This window comes from Pseudooceanicola atlanticus, assembly GCF_000768315.1.
Lineage (GTDB): Bacteria > Pseudomonadota > Alphaproteobacteria > Rhodobacterales > Rhodobacteraceae > Pseudooceanicola > Pseudooceanicola atlanticus.
In genome coordinates, this window is sequence record NZ_AQQX01000005.1 from 144515 (window position 1) to 159673 (window position 15159).

At 65.0% G+C, this 15159-nt stretch carries 14 protein-coding genes and 1 pseudogene; 2 read left to right on the top strand and 13 right to left on the bottom strand.

Going from position 1 to position 15159, the window contains the following annotated elements; genetic code table 11:
- Positions 1 to 25: 25 nt before the first annotated feature.
- Positions 26 to 1432, bottom strand: coding sequence for a glucuronate isomerase (uxaC, locus tag ATO9_RS14130; RefSeq protein WP_043750262.1), 1407 nt, complete (start codon positions 1430 to 1432; stop codon positions 26 to 28).
- Positions 1433 to 1544: 112 nt separating this feature from the next.
- Between uxaC and ATO9_RS14135 the strand changes: the two genes are divergently transcribed.
- Both ATO9_RS14135 and ATO9_RS14140 read left to right on the top strand, forming a co-directional pair.
- Entirely contained in the window at positions 1545 to 2240 is a 696-nt protein-coding gene (locus tag ATO9_RS14135; RefSeq protein WP_043750265.1) for a GntR family transcriptional regulator, read from the top strand.
- Positions 2237 to 3133 carry a sugar kinase gene (locus ATO9_RS14140; protein WP_081979590.1) on the top strand — a complete coding sequence of 299 codons (897 nt, stop codon included), beginning with the start codon at positions 2237 to 2239 and terminating at the stop codon, positions 3131 to 3133. The genes ATO9_RS14135 and ATO9_RS14140 overlap by 4 nt, the downstream gene beginning before the upstream one ends.
- Here the strand turns inward: ATO9_RS14140 and ATO9_RS14145 are convergent.
- From ATO9_RS14145 to ATO9_RS14200, 12 genes and pseudogenes are all read right to left on the bottom strand, one after another.
- Positions 3130 to 3857 (bottom strand): annotated as a pseudogene (locus ATO9_RS14145) (HAD-IA family hydrolase). The gene ATO9_RS14140 and the pseudogene ATO9_RS14145 overlap by 4 nt on opposite strands.
- 3 nt (positions 3858 to 3860) lie before the next feature.
- A complete protein-coding gene (gene gph, locus ATO9_RS14150) occupies positions 3861 to 4508 on the bottom strand; it encodes a phosphoglycolate phosphatase (RefSeq protein WP_043750267.1) in 648 nt (215 codons plus the stop codon).
- Between the two features lies 1 nt (position 4509).
- Complete coding sequence (gene rpe / locus ATO9_RS14155) at positions 4510 to 5205, bottom strand: ribulose-phosphate 3-epimerase (protein ID WP_043750269.1); 696 nt, start codon at positions 5203 to 5205, stop codon at positions 4510 to 4512.
- A complete protein-coding gene (gene tpiA / locus ATO9_RS14160) occupies positions 5202 to 5951 on the bottom strand; it encodes a triose-phosphate isomerase (RefSeq protein ID WP_043750272.1) in 750 nt (249 codons plus the stop codon). Before tpiA ends, rpe begins: the two co-directional genes overlap by 4 nt.
- 1 nt (position 5952) lies before the next feature.
- Entirely contained in the window at positions 5953 to 6894 is a 942-nt protein-coding gene (cbbX, locus tag ATO9_RS14165; RefSeq protein ID WP_043750275.1) for a CbbX protein, read from the bottom strand.
- Between the two features lie 119 nt (positions 6895 to 7013).
- The gene (locus tag ATO9_RS14170; RefSeq protein WP_043750279.1) at positions 7014 to 7400 is read right to left on the bottom strand and encodes a ribulose bisphosphate carboxylase small subunit; all 387 of its coding nucleotides are present in this window, start codon (positions 7398 to 7400) and stop codon (positions 7014 to 7016) included.
- A gap of 75 nt (positions 7401 to 7475) precedes the next feature.
- Positions 7476 to 8933, bottom strand: coding sequence for a form I ribulose bisphosphate carboxylase large subunit (locus tag ATO9_RS14175; protein ID WP_156127880.1), 1458 nt, complete (start codon positions 8931 to 8933; stop codon positions 7476 to 7478).
- A 28-nt stretch (positions 8934 to 8961) separates the two neighbouring features.
- Positions 8962 to 10041, bottom strand: a complete 1080-nt coding sequence (gene fba / locus ATO9_RS14180; RefSeq protein ID WP_043750284.1) for a class II fructose-bisphosphate aldolase — start codon at positions 10039 to 10041, stop codon at positions 8962 to 8964.
- A gap of 15 nt (positions 10042 to 10056) precedes the next feature.
- Positions 10057 to 11262: a phosphoglycerate kinase gene (locus tag ATO9_RS14185; RefSeq protein WP_420329720.1), complete on the bottom strand. Its 1206-nt coding sequence runs from the start codon at positions 11260 to 11262 to the stop codon at positions 10057 to 10059.
- The gene (gene gap / locus ATO9_RS14190; RefSeq protein ID WP_043750289.1) at positions 11262 to 12263 is read right to left on the bottom strand and encodes a type I glyceraldehyde-3-phosphate dehydrogenase; all 1002 of its coding nucleotides are present in this window, start codon (positions 12261 to 12263) and stop codon (positions 11262 to 11264) included. The genes ATO9_RS14185 and gap overlap by 1 nt, the downstream gene beginning before the upstream one ends.
- Positions 12264 to 12275: 12 nt before the next feature.
- The gene (gene tkt, locus ATO9_RS14195; RefSeq protein ID WP_043750291.1) at positions 12276 to 14270 is read right to left on the bottom strand and encodes a transketolase; all 1995 of its coding nucleotides are present in this window, start codon (positions 14268 to 14270) and stop codon (positions 12276 to 12278) included.
- Between the two features lie 12 nt (positions 14271 to 14282).
- Complete coding sequence (locus tag ATO9_RS14200) at positions 14283 to 15155, bottom strand: phosphoribulokinase (RefSeq protein WP_043750294.1); 873 nt, start codon at positions 15153 to 15155, stop codon at positions 14283 to 14285.
- Between the last annotated feature and the right edge of the window lie 4 nt (positions 15156 to 15159).

Genomic DNA, 15159 nt, shown 5'->3' on the forward strand with positions numbered 1-15159 from the left:
TTTTTCTCCTCCCTGAAGATGACTGTCACAGGCGATATGCGTCCTTTGCCAGCCGATACGTGAGGTCGTGAGCGACCTCGAATGCCTCGCTTTCCCCGAGCCGGCCCGTGCCGACGAGGGTGGCGAGGTAGGCACAATCCGACCGCCGGGCCACGTCGTGCCGGGCGGGGATCGAACAGAAGGCGCGGGTGTCGTCGTTGAACCCGGCCGTGTTGTAGAAGCCCGCGGTTTCCGTGACCGTTTCGCGGAAGCGGCGGATACCCTCGTAGCTGTCGAAGAACCACCAGGGCGGACCCAGGCGCAGCGCCGGATAGGCCCCGGCGAGCGGGGCGAGTTCCCGGCCATAGCTGGTTTCGTCGAGGGTAAAGAGGATGATGGTCAGGCCCGGCTCAAGCCCGACGGCATCGAGCATCGGCTTCAGCGCGGCGACGTAATCGGTGCGCCCCGGAATATCAAAGCCCTTGTCCCGCCCGAACTGCTCGAAGACACCGGCATTATGGTTGCGACGCGCGCCGGGATGGATCTGCATGACCATCCCGTCCTCGACGCTCATCCGGGCCATTTCGGTCAGCATCTGGGCCCGGAACAGCTCTGCATCCGCGGCATCGCCCTGCCCCGTGCGCACCTTGTGATACAGCGCTTCGGCCTCGCCCGGCGGAAGGTCGGCGGTCAGGGCGCTCGGGTGACCGTGATCGGTGGCCGTGGCGCCGTGTTCACGGAAGAACGCACGCCGCTTGCGATGCGCGGCCAGGTATCCCTGCCAGGTGCTGGTGTCCTCGTCCGTCAGGGCGCCCAGTTGGTCGAGATTTGCCCCGAAGCCTTCGAAATCCGGGTCGATCACGGCGTCGGGTCGATAGGTCGTGATTACCCTGCCCTGCCAGCCGCTGTCCGCGATCTGGCGATGCCAGCCCAGATCATCCAGCGCGCCTTCGGTCGTGGCCAGCACCTCGACCCCGAACCGGTCGAACAGCGCGCGGGGGCGAAACTCGTCCTGGCCCAGCATCTCGTCGATGCGGTCATAATACATGTCGGCATTTTCGGCGCTCAGCGGTTCGGTCATGCCGAACACCTCAGAAAAGGCATGCGCCAGCCACATCGCGGAGGGCGTGGCGCGAAACAGGTGCTGGTGAGCCGCGAAAAGCCGCCAGATCGCCCGCGGATCGGTTTCGACCGGACCGCCATCGACGCGCGGCACACCCAGATCGGCCATGTTGACGCCCTGCGAGACGAGCATGCGGAACACGTAATGATCGGGGATGACGAACAGCTCTGCCGGATTGGGGAAGCGTTGGTTTTCGGCGAACCAGCGCGGATCGCAGTGACCGTGCGGACTGATGATCGGCAACCCGGAGACGGAATCGTACAGCGCCCGGGCCATGGCCCGCAGGGAAGGCTCCACCGGGAATAGGCGATCAGGTTCCAGCAGCGACATTCAACCCCTCGATTCTCGCAAGTCTTGGCATACTAATATGCTAGTTGATTAGTTGTGTCAAAAAGTGAAATAGTGATAAGCGACCGACACGAAACTTTCGGGGATCCCAGACATGCCGCCCTTGTCCCTGGCGACCATTCAATCCGCACCTGTGACTACGACCGATCAGGTCTTCGAGGCGCTTTACTCCGCCATCGTGTCGTTTGAATTGCCGCCCGGCACCAAGGTGTCCGAGATCGATATCGCCCGTCAGATGGATGTGTCGCGCCAACCTGTCAGGGACGCGTTCTTTCGGTTGTCCAAGCTGGGCTTCCTGATGATCCGCCCACAGCGGGCGACGCTGATCACCAAGATCTCCGTCCAGGCCGTGCAGGAGGCCGCGTTCATCCGAATGGCACTGGAGCTTGCCTGCGTGACCGAGGCCATCAAGCGCCTGGACGATGACGCAATGGCGCGGATCGACGACGTGATCGATCAGCAGAGGGCCGCGGTGGAGGCTAAGGACGGGTCGGCCTTTCACACCTGGGACGACCGGTTTCACCACACCATCTGCGAGATCGGGGGCCGCGCCCATGTCTGGACGCTGATCCGCGAATACAAGGCGCATGTGGACAGGGTGCGCTACCTCTCCCTGCCGTTCAGCCTGGATATCGCGTTCAACGAACATTTGGGGATCCGCGATGCCTTTGCCGCGCGCGACGACGACATGGCGCGACAACTGATGCGCGCGCATCTGGAGCGTATCCTGCGCATCATGGACCAGATCCGCGAAGAGAACGTGGAGTTCTTCGAGGACAGCGCCGCGTGACCCGCTTCCTGTCGATTGGCGAATGCATGGTCGAATTCGCGCCGGATGAGGGCGGTCTCTACCGTAGTGGTTTTGCCGGCGACACGTTCAACACCGCCTGGTACATGCGCCAATTGTGCCACCCGGGCACCGAGGTTCTGTATCATTCAGCCATCGGCGACGATGCCGCATCCGCCGAGATGACGGGCTTTGTCCGCGAGGCCGGGATCGGGTTCGATCCGCTGGTGATCCCGGGGGCGTCGGTCGGGCTCTACATGATTTCGCTGCTGGAGGGGGAGCGCAGCTTTTCCTACTGGCGATCCGCCTCCGCCGCGCGTCGGTTGGCGGAAGGGTTAGAGGCCTGCCCCGCCCTGTCGCCCGGTGACATCCTGTTCTTTTCCGGGATCACGATGGCAATCCTGCACCCGGAAACCCGCGCCCCGTTTCTGGATTTCGTCAGCAAAGCGCGGGCCAACGGGATCACGGTCGCCTTCGACCCAAATCTGCGCCCACGGCTCTGGGCCGATGGTGCAGAGATGTGCGACTGGATCACCCGTTCGGCAGAAGTGGCGGACGTCCTGCTTCCATCCTTCGACGATGAGGCCACTCATTTCGGGGACACGGCGCCCCAAGGCACTGTCACCCGATACCGCGCCCTCGGGGCCGCGACGGTTGTCGTCAAAAATGGCGGCGGCGATGTGCTGGTTCAGTCTGACGGCCATGCCCCGGTTCACGTCAGCCCGCCCAAGGTCATGCAGGTGGTCGACAGCACCGCCGCCGGTGATGCGTTCAATGCCGGTTTCCTCTCCCGCTGGATGCGGAAGGCGCCGCTGCGCGAAGCCGTTGAGGTCGGCTGCAATGTCTCGGCTCAGGTGATCCGGCAACGCGGGGCGCTGACCCGTATCTCCCTCTAGGTCCCGGAATTGACCGCGAATTCGGCGCGCTTTGGCAAACCGAGGCCAGACAGATAATCCCCAACCGCCGCATCCGAGAATTCGTCGACCACCAGATCGGCATCCCTCAACTCTTCCGCCCGCGTATAGAGCGATGGTGACGCGATCACCCGCAACCCCGCCGCCTTGGCCGCGGCGACCCCGTTCGCGCTGTCTTCGAAGGCCACCGCATCGGCGGCATCGACGCCCAGTCGCTCAAGGGCCAGGTGATAGACATCCGGCGCGGGTTTCTTACGTGGCACCTCGTCCCCGGCCGCGATGACCGGAAACACCTCTGTCGCGTCGCGTTGCCAGAGGGCCAGGCCCAGGGCATCCACGTTGGCGCGGGTTGTCGTCGTGGCGATGGCGAGGGCACAACCGATCGCCCGGCCCTGCGCGATCAGAGCGTCGATCCCCTGGCGTGGCGCAATGCCCGACGCGACGATATCGACAAAGGCATCTGTCTTGTCACTGTGCAGCTTCCGGATCATCGCGTCATCGATCATCGAAGCGTCAGGCAGGCTGCCCGCCCAGCTGCGGATACGTTCCTTCCCCCCGTCACGGCCAGCAGCCGACCATAGGTCGCCTGATTCCAGTGCCAGTCCAAGCCCTGCGCGGCGAAGGCCCGGTTGAAGGCCGCGCGATGTGCCTCCTCCGTCTCGGCCAGCGTGCCGTCGACGTCGAATATCAAGGCTTTCAAGGGCATGACTCAGGCCGCGGCACGGGACAGCAAAGCACTCAGGTCACCATAGCGAGAGAACTTGGCCATATGCGGCAGGTCCTCGACCGGGGCCTTGCGATACCCTTCGGTAAACAGCACGAAGGGGATCCCGGCCTGCGCGGCACAGGCGGCATCCACCTCGCTGTCCCCGACATAGATGCCGGATCGTCCCATACGCTCGAAGGCCAGGTGCAGGGGCGCCGGGTCGGGCTTGCGGGTCGGGGCCGTGTCGCCTCCGACGACCGCATCGAAAAGCCCCGCGATGCCCAGCTTGTCGAGGATCTGGTGCGTCGGCTCCTCCGGCTTGTTGGTGCAGATGCCCAGCCGGAAGCCGGAGGCCCGCAATCCTTCCAGACAGGGCAGAACCCCGTCGAAGAGCGCTGTCAGGTAGGTCGGATCGGCGTAATAGGCGCTGCGGAACCCCTCCAGCAGCGCCTCGCGCCGCAACATGCTGATCCCGCTGGCAATTGCCACCTGTTCGATCAGTGCCGGAACGCCATTGCCGATGAAGGAAGTGACCTGCGCCAGGCTGAGCGGGCGGCAATACTGCGCCGCCAGTGCCGTGTTCACCGCCGCCGCGATGCCGGGGGCGCTGTCCACGAGGGTTCCGTCGAGATCAAAAACGATAGCTGTCATGTCAGGCGTCCTCCATCAGGGCCAGCTGGGCCGCATCGCGTATGGCCCGGATGTTGTCGCCGTATGGCGCCGGGTTATCAACCGATCCGCCCCGGAAAACCGCCGAACCGGCCACCAGAACATCCGCGCCTGCGCGCACCAATTCCGGGGCGGTGGCCGGATCGACGCCACCGTCGATCTCGATCTTGATCGGCCTGTCCCCGATGATCTGCTTCAGCCGCGCGACCTGGTCGATCTGCGACGCGATGAAGCTCTGCCCGCCGAAACCGGGATTGACCGTCATCACGCAGACCAGGTCCAGCAGGTCGAGAAGTGGCGCGACGACCTCGACGGATGTGCCGGGGTTGAGCGCCAGACCTGCCTTGCACCCCGCCGTGCGGATCGCCTGCAACGTCCGATGCACATGCGGCCCCGCCTCGTAATGCGCGGTCAGGATATCGGCACCGGCCGCCGCGAAGGCCTCGATATAGGGATCGACCGGGGCAATCATCAGATGCACGTCCATCACGGTGCTGATGTGCCGTCGAATGGCGGCACAGAGGGGCGGACCGAAGGTGAGGTTCGGCACGAAATGCCCGTCCATCACGTCGACATGGATCCAGTCGGCGCCCTGCGCCTCGACCGCCTCGATCTCGGCGCCGAAATTGGCGAAATCGGCGGACAGGATGGACGGGGCGATCTTGATCTGGGGGCTCATGCGTAGGCTCCTTTCTCCGCCAGTGCATTCATGATCGGAACGAATTTACCCGCGGTGAGAGACGCGCCACCAACCAGCGCGCCATCCACGTTCTGCAAGGCAAAGATCGATGCAGCGTTTTCGGCAGATACGGAACCGCCATATAGCAGCGAGATCTCCCCGCCTTGCGCGAACCGCGAGGCCAGCCGGTCGCGGAGGGCCCGATGAACACGTTCGATCTCGTCCTCACGCGGCGTGATCCCGGTGCCGATGGCCCAGACGGGTTCATAGGCGACGATCGTATTGGCCGGCGTCGCGCCTTCGGGCAAGGACGCCGCGAGCTGCCGCGCCAGAACCTCGACCGTCCGACCGCCACGGTACTGCGCCTCTGTTTCGCCAATACACAGGATAGTGCGCAGCCCCGCGCCCCAGGCGGCCCGTACCTTTCCCGCAACCTGCACATCGCTTTCCGCGTGGTTGGCACGCCGTTCGGAATGGCCCAGGATCACCGCCCGCGCTCCGGCCTCGGCCAGCATCGGCGCGGACAGGTCACCGGTATGCGCCCCCGCGTCTGCCGCGTGGCAATCCTGCGCGGCCGGTGTGATCCCGGCATGGCCAGCAACCCGCGGCAACAGGGTCACCGGTGGGGCGATGACGGTTTCGACGCAAGTCATATCGCGCGCGGCGTCGGCGATCCACGCCACCTCCGGCAGCGCCGCGGCCAGTCCGTTCATCTTCCAGTTTCCGGCAATGATCCGTGCTGCCATGTCAGGTACCCTCCGCCGCTGGCCGGTCGATCACCAGCCCGCCGGAGAAGACCCGCGAGGGCCGGATATCCGCCTCGGTGATCGTGCTCAGCGCGGTTGCATCCAGCGGCCCTCCGCCCGCTTCGAACAACCTGTTCGCCTGGCGCAGGCGTGCCCGGTCCAACGCGTTGCGGATCGAACGGGCATTGGCGAAATGCGGCTGATTGCGACGCAGGGAAATATAGTCGGCCAGCGCCGCACTGGCCCCCTTGTCGAGGACGTAGTTCCGCTCTGCCAGCATCGATCCCGCGATCCACTCCAGCTCTGCATCGGAATAGTCGGGAAAGTCGATATGGTGCGCGATGCGGGACCGGAACCCGGGATTGGCGGTAAAAAACTTGTCCATCCGGTCGGCATAGCCGGCCATGATCACCACTAGGTCGTCCCGGTTGTTCTCCATGACCTGCAACAGGATCTCGATCGCTTCCTGGCCGTAATCGCGTTCGTTGTCAGGCTTGTAGAGGTAATAGGCCTCGTCGATGAACAGCACCCCGCCCATGGCCTTCTTCAGCACCTCCTTGGTCTTCGGCGCGGTGTGGCCGATGTACTGACCGACCAGGTCGTCGCGTGTCACGCTGACCAGATGGCCCTTGCGGACATATCCAAGGCGATGCAACAGCCCCGCCATCTTCAGCGCCACGGTGGTCTTGCCGGTACCGGGATTGCCAGTGAAGGACATGTGAAGCGTCGGCGTGTCCTGCGTCAGCCCGAGCGACCGCCGCGCCCGGTCGACCAGAAGCAGGGCCGCGGTTTCGCGGATGCGCTGCTTGACCGGCGCCAGCCCGATCAACTCTTCATCCAGCTCTCGCAGAACCTCCGCCACGCCCGAGCTTTCGTATTCCGCCGCCAGGTCCACATGTTCTGCCGTGCTGGCCGCCAAGTCTGCGCTTTCGCCACCATCCATCACCACTGATCCTCTTCATCTTGCCGAAAATACTCCCGGGGGGAGGTCCGGAGGGGGCCGGCAGCCCCCTCCGGCGGGGCGGGGCGGGGAATCCGGCCCGATCGCTTCACTGGAACGGGTCAGCGGGCATCCCAGGCATAGGTCTGGGACCGGCCCGCCACATCAGTGCGCTGCATGTGCAGGCGCGGCTCCTCCGGCGGGCGGTTGACGATGAAGGACATCATCACCGTCTCGAAGCCGCGCGTCGCGTCGAAACCGACCAGGCGGATATAGCTCTCACCATGGGCCTTCCGGCATTCCTCCAGCTCCATCATCACACCCTTGGCGTCCTTCAGGTCGAACATCGGGTGGCCGAACATCTCCCAGTAGGTGTTCCGGGGATGGGGATCGTCGGTGAATTCGATGCCGACCGCCCAGTCGCGCGACAGCATGTATTCGACCTGCGCGGTGATCTGGTCATCGGTCAGGTCGGGCAGAAAGGAAAAGCATCCTTGGGTGATACGCATTTCGGGTCTCCTGTCAGTGGCCGCCAGGGCGGCCGGCTCCCTCTCCGCACGAAGAGAGGGCTGTGATGAGGGGGGTTACATCGCCGGGGTCGCGGTCGGGACGAAGTCCGACGTGTCCGTCGAGGTGTAGTTGAAGGTGATGTTGCCCCAGGTATCGAGCGCGGCTTCCAGCGGCTTGCACCACTTGGCGGCCTCGCGCAGGATCTCGGGACCCTCGTTGCGGATGTCGCGGCCTTCGTTGCGGGCCAGGATCATCGCCTCCAGCGCCACGCGGTTCGCGGTCGCGCCGGCCTGGATGCCCATCGGGTGGCCAATGGTGCCGCCGCCGAACTGGAGCACCACATCATCGCCGAAGAGGTCGATCAGCTGGTGCATCTGGCCCGCGTGGATCCCGCCCGAGGCGACCGGCATGACCTTCTTGATGTCCGCCCAGTCCTGTTCGAAGAAAATGCCACGCGGCAGGTCGACCTCATTATGGGTCTCGCGGCAAACGTTGTAATAGCCCTGCACGGTCAGCGGATCGCCCTCGAGCTTGCCGACGGCGGTGCCGCAATGCAGGTGGTCGACGCCGGCGAGGCGCAGCCATTTCGCGATCACCCGGAAGCTGATCCCGTGGTTCTTCTGCCGGGTATAGGTGCCGTGGCCCGCGCGGTGCATGTGCAGGATCATGTCGTTCTCGCGGCACCATTTGCTGATCGACTGGATAGCGGTCCAGCCGATGATCAGGTCGACCATGACGATGACCGATCCCAGCTGCTTGGCGAACTCGGCGCGGGCGTACATCTCCTCCATCGTGCCGGCGGTGATGTTGAGGTAATGGCCCTTGACCTCCCCGGTTTCGGCGGTGGCCTTGTTCACCGCCTCCATGCAGTAGAGGAATCGGTCGCGCCAGTGCATGAAGGGCTGGGAGTTGATGTTCTCGTCGTCCTTCATGAAGTCGAGCCCGCCCTTGAGCCCCTCGTAGACCACGCGGCCGTAATTCTTGCCTGAAAGCCCCAGTTTGGGCTTCGTCGTCGCGCCCAGAAGCGGCTTGCCGAACTTGTCCAGCCGCTCGCGCTCCACCACCAGGCCCGTCGGCGGGCCGGCGAAAGTTTTGCAATAGGCAACGGGGAAGCGCATGTCCTCGAGCCGCGCGGCCTTCAGCGGCTTGAACGAGAAGACGTTGCCGATGATCGAGGCGGTCAGGTTCGCGATGGAGCCTTCCTCGAACAGGATCAGGTCATAGGCCACGTAGCAGAAGTACTGGCCGGGGTTGTTGGGCACTTCCTCGACCCGGTAGGCCTTGGCACGGTACTGGTCGCAGGCGGTCAGCCGGTCGGTCCAGACCACGGTCCAGGTCGCGGTGGACGACTCGCCCGCCACGGCCGCCGCCGCCTCGATCGGGTCCACGCCGTCCTGCGGGCTGATCCGGAACAGGGCCAGAACGTCGGTGTCCTTGGGTTCGTAATCGCCGTCCCAATAGCCCATCTGGGCGTATTTCAGGACGCCCGCCTTGTAGCGTTCCTTGCCCTTGATTTCCTTGGGGTTGCTCATCTCGTTCATCTCTCGTCCTCCTTGAACGTCAGGCCGCGCGGGTGGCGGGTTGCATGGGATCGAGCGCCCCGCTGGCATAGCGGCTGGCCATCTCGTCCATCGGGATGGGTTTGATCCGGGCGGCGTGACCGGCCGTGCCAAAGCGTTCGAAGCGATCACGGCACAGGGTTTCCAGTTCCGCCATGGCCGGGATCATGAACTTGCGCGGATCGAATTCCGCAGGCTTCTCCTGGGCCAGTTTGCGGAACTGGCCGGTCATCGCCATCCGGCAATCGGTGTCGATATTCACCTTGCGAACACCCATGCGGATGCCCTTTTCGATCTCTTCGACTGGCACGCCATAGGTCTGCGGCATGTCCCCGCCATGGGCGTTGATCAGGTCCTGCAGATATTGCGGTACGGAAGACGACCCATGCATCACCAGGTGCGTGCCCGGCAGCTTTTCGTGGATCGCGGCGATGGTCGACATCGACAGGATCTCTCCGTCCGGCTTGCGGCTGAACTTGTAGGCGCCATGGGACGTGCCGCAGGCGATGGCGAGTGCATCGCATTTCGTCTGCAACACGAAATCCACCGCCTGGTCCGGGTCGGTCAGCAACTGGTCATGGCTCAGCTTGCCGACGGCCCCCGATCCGTCCTCCTCCCCTGCTTCGCCGGTTTCCAGAGAACCCAGCACACCCAGCTCTCCTTCGACCGAGGCCCCGACGGCATGGGCCGCGCGGGTCACCCGCGCGGTGATCGCGACGTTGTAGTCGTAGGTGGCCGGGGTCTTCATGTCCTCCCCCAGCGAGCCGTCCATCATCACCGAGGTGAAGCCGTGGCGGATCGCCGACAGGCAGGTGGCGTCGTTGTTGCCGTGATCCTGGTGCATCACGACGGGGATGTCGGGAAACATCTCGGCCAGGGCCTGCACCATGTGGCGCAGCATGATGTCGCCCGCATAGGACCGCGCCCCTCGGCTGGCTTGCAGGATCACCGGGGCGTCACAGGCCGCGGCGGCCTTCATGATCGCCAGGCCCTGTTCCATGTTGTTGATATTGAAGGCCGGCACGCCATAGCCATGTTCGGCGGCGTGATCCAGGACCTGTCTCAGCGTTGTCAGTGCCATCTGCGCATCTCCTCCTCAAGCGGCATCTTGGGTCGTCATCAGGGCCGCGACGCCGGGTAGCGTGCGCCCCTCCAGCCATTCGAGGAACGCGCCCCCGGCGGCCGAGACATAGGTGAAATCCTCGCTCACCCCGGCGGCGTTGAGCGCGGCGACCGTATCGCCCCCGCCGGCCACGCTGGTGACATCACCCCGGCGGGTCAGGCGCGCGGCCTCCTGCGCCAGCGCGACGGTGGCCCTGTCGAACGGCGGTATCTCGAAGGCGCCGAGCGGACCGTTCCACAGGATCGTGGCCGAGCTTTGCAGCGCGTCGGAAAAGCGGCGCAGGCTTTCCGGACCTGCATCGAGGATCATTTCGTCCTCGGCACAGCCATCAGCGGGGACCCTGCGATGCGCGGCCCCGGCGGTGAAATCGCGGGCGGTGACCACGTCGACCGGCAACAGGATCTCGCAGCCGCTGCGGGCGGCACGGGCGCGGATATCGGCCACCGTGTCGACCTGATCCGCCTCGTGCAGGGACCGGCCCATGGGATGACCGTCCGCAAAGAGAAAGGTATTGGCCATGCCGCCGCCGATGATGATCCGGTCGACCTTGGCGACGAGGTTCCGCAGCACGGGTATCTTGCTGGATACCTTGGCGCCGCCGACAATCGCGACGGAGGGGCGCCTGGGCGCCTCCAGAGCAGCGGCCAGCGCGTCCAGTTCCTCGACCATGAGCGGGCCGGCAACGCTCGGGATCAGCCTGGCAATCCCCTCTGTCGAGGCATGGGCGCGGTGTGCGCAGGAAAACGCGTCGTTGACGTAGATGTCACCCAGCCGGGCCAATGCACGGGCCAAGGCCGGATCGTTCGCCTCCTCCCCCGGTTCGAACCGGACGTTTTCACACAGAAGCACCTCGCCGTCGGGCAGCGCGCCGGCCTCCTCCTCGGCCTTGGGGCCGCAGGTGTATTCGCAGAACCGCACCGGTCGTCCAAGCGCGCGGGCCAGCGGCTGCACCAATTGGCCGACGGACATCCCGTCGCGCCGCTGGCCACCGGGCCGTCCCAGATGTGTCAGAAGAACCACTCGCGCGCCCTGCACCAACAGCGGCTTCATCCCTTCGGCGAACCGCTCGATCCGGGTGGCATCGGTGACAATCCCGTCCCGGATCGGCACGTTCAGGTCGGCCCGCACCAGCACGCGCCGGCCCCGGACATCCATGTCCGCGATGGTCCGCAGCCCGATCATTGCAGCCGCCCCATGACGACCGCGGCATCGGCCATCCGGTTGGAGAAACCCCATTCGTTGTCGTACCAGCTGAGGATGCGGACCATGTTACCGTCCAGCACCTTGGTCTGATCCAGGTGGAAGACCGAAGACCGGCTGTCATGGTTGAAATCGATGCTGACATTCTTGGCGTCGGTATAGCCCAGGATACCGCGCATCGGGCCATCGGCGGCGGCGATGATGGCCGCGTTGACCTCTTCTGCCGTGGTGGGGCGGGCGGATTCGAAGACCAGGTCGACGACCGAGACATTGGGCGTCGGCACCCGGATCGCGAAGCCGTCCAGCCGGCCCGACAGCTCTGGCAGCACGAGCCCCACGGCCTTGGCCGCGCCGGTCGAGGTCGGGATCATCGAAGAGGCCGCCGCACGCCCCCGGTAGAGATCCTTGTGCATCGTATCCAGCGTCGGCTGATCGCCGGTAAAGCTGTGGATCGTGGTCATGATCCCCTTGTTGATGCCGATGGCGTCGTTCAGCACCTTCGCAACCGGAGACAGGCAATTCGTCGTGCAGGACGCGTTGGAGACGACGACGTCCTCATCCCCCAGCGTTTCATCGTTCACGCCGAAGACGATGGTCTTGTCCGCCCCGTCCGCCGGGGCTGAGACCAGCACCCGGGACGATCCGTTGGCCAGATGTGCTGCCGCCCTGTCCCGCGCGGTAAAGATGCCAGTGCATTCCATTGCCACGTCCACCCCGTCCCAGGGCAGCGCCGAGGGATCACGTTCGGCCGTCACGCGGATCGGACCATAGCCCAGGTCCATGCAATCCCCCTGCACCGTGACCTCGCCCGGAAAACGGCCATGGACACTGTCGAAGCGCAGAAGGTGGGCATTGGTCTCGACCGGGCCAAGATCGTTGATGGCGACGACGCGGATGTCGTTGCGCCCCCCTTCGACGATGGCGCGCAGCACGTTGCGGCCGATCCGGCCAAAGCCGTTGATGGCGACATTGATGGTCATCTTGTCAGGTCCTCACTTCTGGGTCAGGGTCTTGGCCGCCGCGACGACGGCCTCGGGCGTGATGCCAAAATGGGTGTAAAGTTCCGCCGCCGGCGCAGAGGCGCCAAAGCCTGTCATGCCAACGAAAGCGTCATCGCGATCCAGCATCAGGTCCCAGCCCTGACGCACCGCGGCCTCGATCCCGACCCTGGGAGCGGAGCCGAGGATCTCGGCGCGGTAGGCGTCGGGCTGAGTGGCGAAAAGCTCGAAACTCGGGGCGGACACGACCGCGGCCTGCAACCCGGCCTCGGCCAGTCGGTCGGCTGCGGTCATCGCGATCTCGACCTCGGAGCCAGTGGCGATCAGCGTCACGTCACGCCCACCCGCAGGGTCCCGCAGCAGGTAGGCCCCGCGCGCGGTCAGGTTCGCTTGCGTGTGGTCGATGCGCAATGTCGGCAGGCCCTGCCGCGACAGGCACAGCAAAGTGGGTGTCGTCGTTGCGGTGGCCGCGATCTGCCAGGCCTCGGCTGTTTCCACCGCATCGGCGGGGCGGATCACGGTGAGGTTGGGCATGGCGCGGAGGCTCGCGATCGTCTCAACAGGCTGGTGGGTCGGCCCGTCCTCGCCCAGTCCGATGGAATCGTGGGTCATGACGTAGGTGACCGGCACCCCCATCAGCGCCGATAGCCGGATCGAGGGACGGCAATAATCGGCAAAAGCCAGGAAGGTACCGCCATAGGGCCGGAACCCACCATGCAGCGCGATCCCGTTCATCGCCGCCGCCATCCCGTGTTCGCGGATGCCGTAATGAATGTAATCGCCAGAGAAATCGTCGCGGGTCACGGCCCGCTGCCCCTTGCTGCGGGTGTTGTTCGATCCGGTCAGATCGGCAGAGCCGCCCACGGCATTCGGCAGTTTGGCATTGACCACGTCCAACGCCATTTCGCTCGCCTTCCGCGTCGCGACCTTTGGCGCATCGGCACTCAGCCGCGCCTTGTAGGCGTTGATCGCGGTATCGAGCCTCTGCGCATCCGGCGTAGCCATGCTTGCCAGAAAGCCCGTCCGGTTCGGGGCCGCGTTCAACCGATCCGCCCAGGCGCGATGTGCAGCCGCCCCGCGCCGGGCCACATCATGCCAAAGCTCGTAAACCTCGCGCGGGATGTCGAACGGATCGCTCGTCCAGCCGAGGGTCGCGCGGGCTGCCGCGATTTCCTCGGCACCCAGCGGCGCGCCGTGGATGCCGGATGTGCCCTGCTTGCCGGGGGCGCCATACCCGATCACGGTTCGGCAGGCGATCAGGCTGGGGCGCGGATCCTTGCGCGCCGCATCGATTGCGCGGGCGATGTCTTCGACATCATGCCCATCGACCGCCACGACATGCCAGCCGGCGGCCGCGAAGCGTGCCTGCTGATCGGTGGAGGTCGACAGGTCCGTCGCGCCGTCGATGGTGATCCGGTTGTCGTCCCACAGCACGATCATCCGGCCCAGGCCAAAATGACCCGCCATGTCGATTGCCTCGTGGCTGATGCCCTCCATCAGGCAGCCGTCTCCGGCCATCACATAGGTGAAATGATCGACCAGGTCGCTGCCGAAGCGGGCATTTTGCATCCGTTCGGCCAGTGCCATGCCGACCGCCGTGGCGATCCCCTGCCCCAGCGGCCCGGTCGTCGTCTCGATCCCGTCCGCATGACCGTATTCCGGATGGCCCGCCGTGCGCGCGCCCATCTGGCGGAAGCGGCGCAGCTGGTCCATGTCCATATCCGCATAGCCCAGCAGGTGGTTCACGGCATAGATCAGCATTGACCCGTGCCCCGCCGACAGAACGAACCTGTCCCGGTCGGCCCAGCCCGGCGCGGACGGGTCGAGCGTCACAAAGCGGTTGAACAGGACCGCGGCGACGTCGGCCATGCCCATCGGCATGCCGGGATGGCCGGAACTTGCCTGCTCCACCGCGTCCATCGTCAGGGCACGGATGGCATTGGCCATGAGGGTTTCCGAATGGATGGTGGTGTGATCGATCTTGTTCATCTCGGCCTCCGGTCAGGTGCGCTTTGCGTCGCGCACAAGGCGGTCAATCATCGGGGTGAAGATCAGCTGCATCGCCAGGTCGAGCTTGCCGCCCGGAATGACGATGGAGTTCGCGCGGCTCATCCAGCTGTCGTGGATCATCGAGGTCAGGTAGGGAAAATCGATGCCGTGCGGGTTTTTGAACCGGATGACGACAAGGCTTTCATCCGCCGTCGGAATCCACCGGGCGATGAACGGGTCCGAGGTATCGACCACCGGCACACGCTGAAAGTTCACATCCGTTTCAATGAATTGCGGGCAGATGCAATGCACGTAGGCATGCATGCGCCGCAGGATCGTGTCGGTTACCGCTTCGGTCGTGTAGCCGCGGCTGGCGCGATCGCGGTGGGTCTTCTGTATCCATTCCAGGTTGATGACCGGCACGACCCCGATCTTCAGATCCGCATGCCGGGCCAGGTTGACCTCGTCGTTGACGACGGCGCCATGCAGCCCCTCGTAGAACAACAGGTCCGAGCCGTCCTCGAACGGTTCCCAATCGGTGAAGGAGCCCGGTGCCGCGCCATAGCGTGCTGCCTCGTCTTCGTCGTGAACGTAGTGGCGGGTGACGCCCTTGCCGGTTTCGCCGTAGGTGCGGAACACCTCTTCAAGCCGGTCGAGGATGTTGGCGTCATAGGAAAAATGGCTGAAGGTTTCGTCGCCCGACGCCTTCCGCGCATCCAGTTCCGCCTTCATCGCCATGCGGTCATAGCGGTGGAAGGCATCGCCCTCGATCGAGACCGCCGTGACGCCTTCGCGCCGGAAAATCTGGTCGAAGGTGCTCTTGACCGTGGTGGTGCCCGCGCCGGAGGACCCGGTGACGGAGATGATCGGATGTTTGCTGCTCATCTGG

Coding starts and splice junctions, on each gene's coding strand:
- tkt (WP_043750291.1), bottom strand. CDS start 14,270: ATGAACAAGATCGATCACACCACCATCCATTCGGAAACCCTCATGGCC.
- gph (WP_043750267.1), bottom strand. CDS start 4,508: ATGACAGCTATCGTTTTTGATCTCGACGGAACCCTCGTGGACAGCGCC.
- gap (WP_043750289.1), bottom strand. CDS start 12,263: ATGACCATCAATGTCGCCATCAACGGCTTTGGCCGGATCGGCCGCAAC.
- ATO9_RS14170 (WP_043750279.1), bottom strand. CDS start 7,400: ATGCGTATCACCCAAGGATGCTTTTCCTTTCTGCCCGACCTGACCGAT.
- tpiA (WP_043750272.1), bottom strand. CDS start 5,951: ATGGCAGCACGGATCATTGCCGGAAACTGGAAGATGAACGGACTGGCC.
- fba (WP_043750284.1), bottom strand. CDS start 10,041: ATGGCACTGACAACGCTGAGACAGGTCCTGGATCACGCCGCCGAACAT.
- cbbX (WP_043750275.1), bottom strand. CDS start 6,894: ATGGATGGTGGCGAAAGCGCAGACTTGGCGGCCAGCACGGCAGAACAT.
- ATO9_RS14135 (WP_043750265.1), top strand. CDS start 1,545: ATGCCGCCCTTGTCCCTGGCGACCATTCAATCCGCACCTGTGACTACG.
- ATO9_RS14175 (WP_156127880.1), bottom strand. CDS start 8,933: ATGAGCAACCCCAAGGAAATCAAGGGCAAGGAACGCTACAAGGCGGGC.
- uxaC (WP_043750262.1), bottom strand. CDS start 1,432: ATGTCGCTGCTGGAACCTGATCGCCTATTCCCGGTGGAGCCTTCCCTG.
- ATO9_RS14200 (WP_043750294.1), bottom strand. CDS start 15,155: ATGAGCAGCAAACATCCGATCATCTCCGTCACCGGGTCCTCCGGCGCG.
- rpe (WP_043750269.1), bottom strand. CDS start 5,205: ATGAGCCCCCAGATCAAGATCGCCCCGTCCATCCTGTCCGCCGATTTC.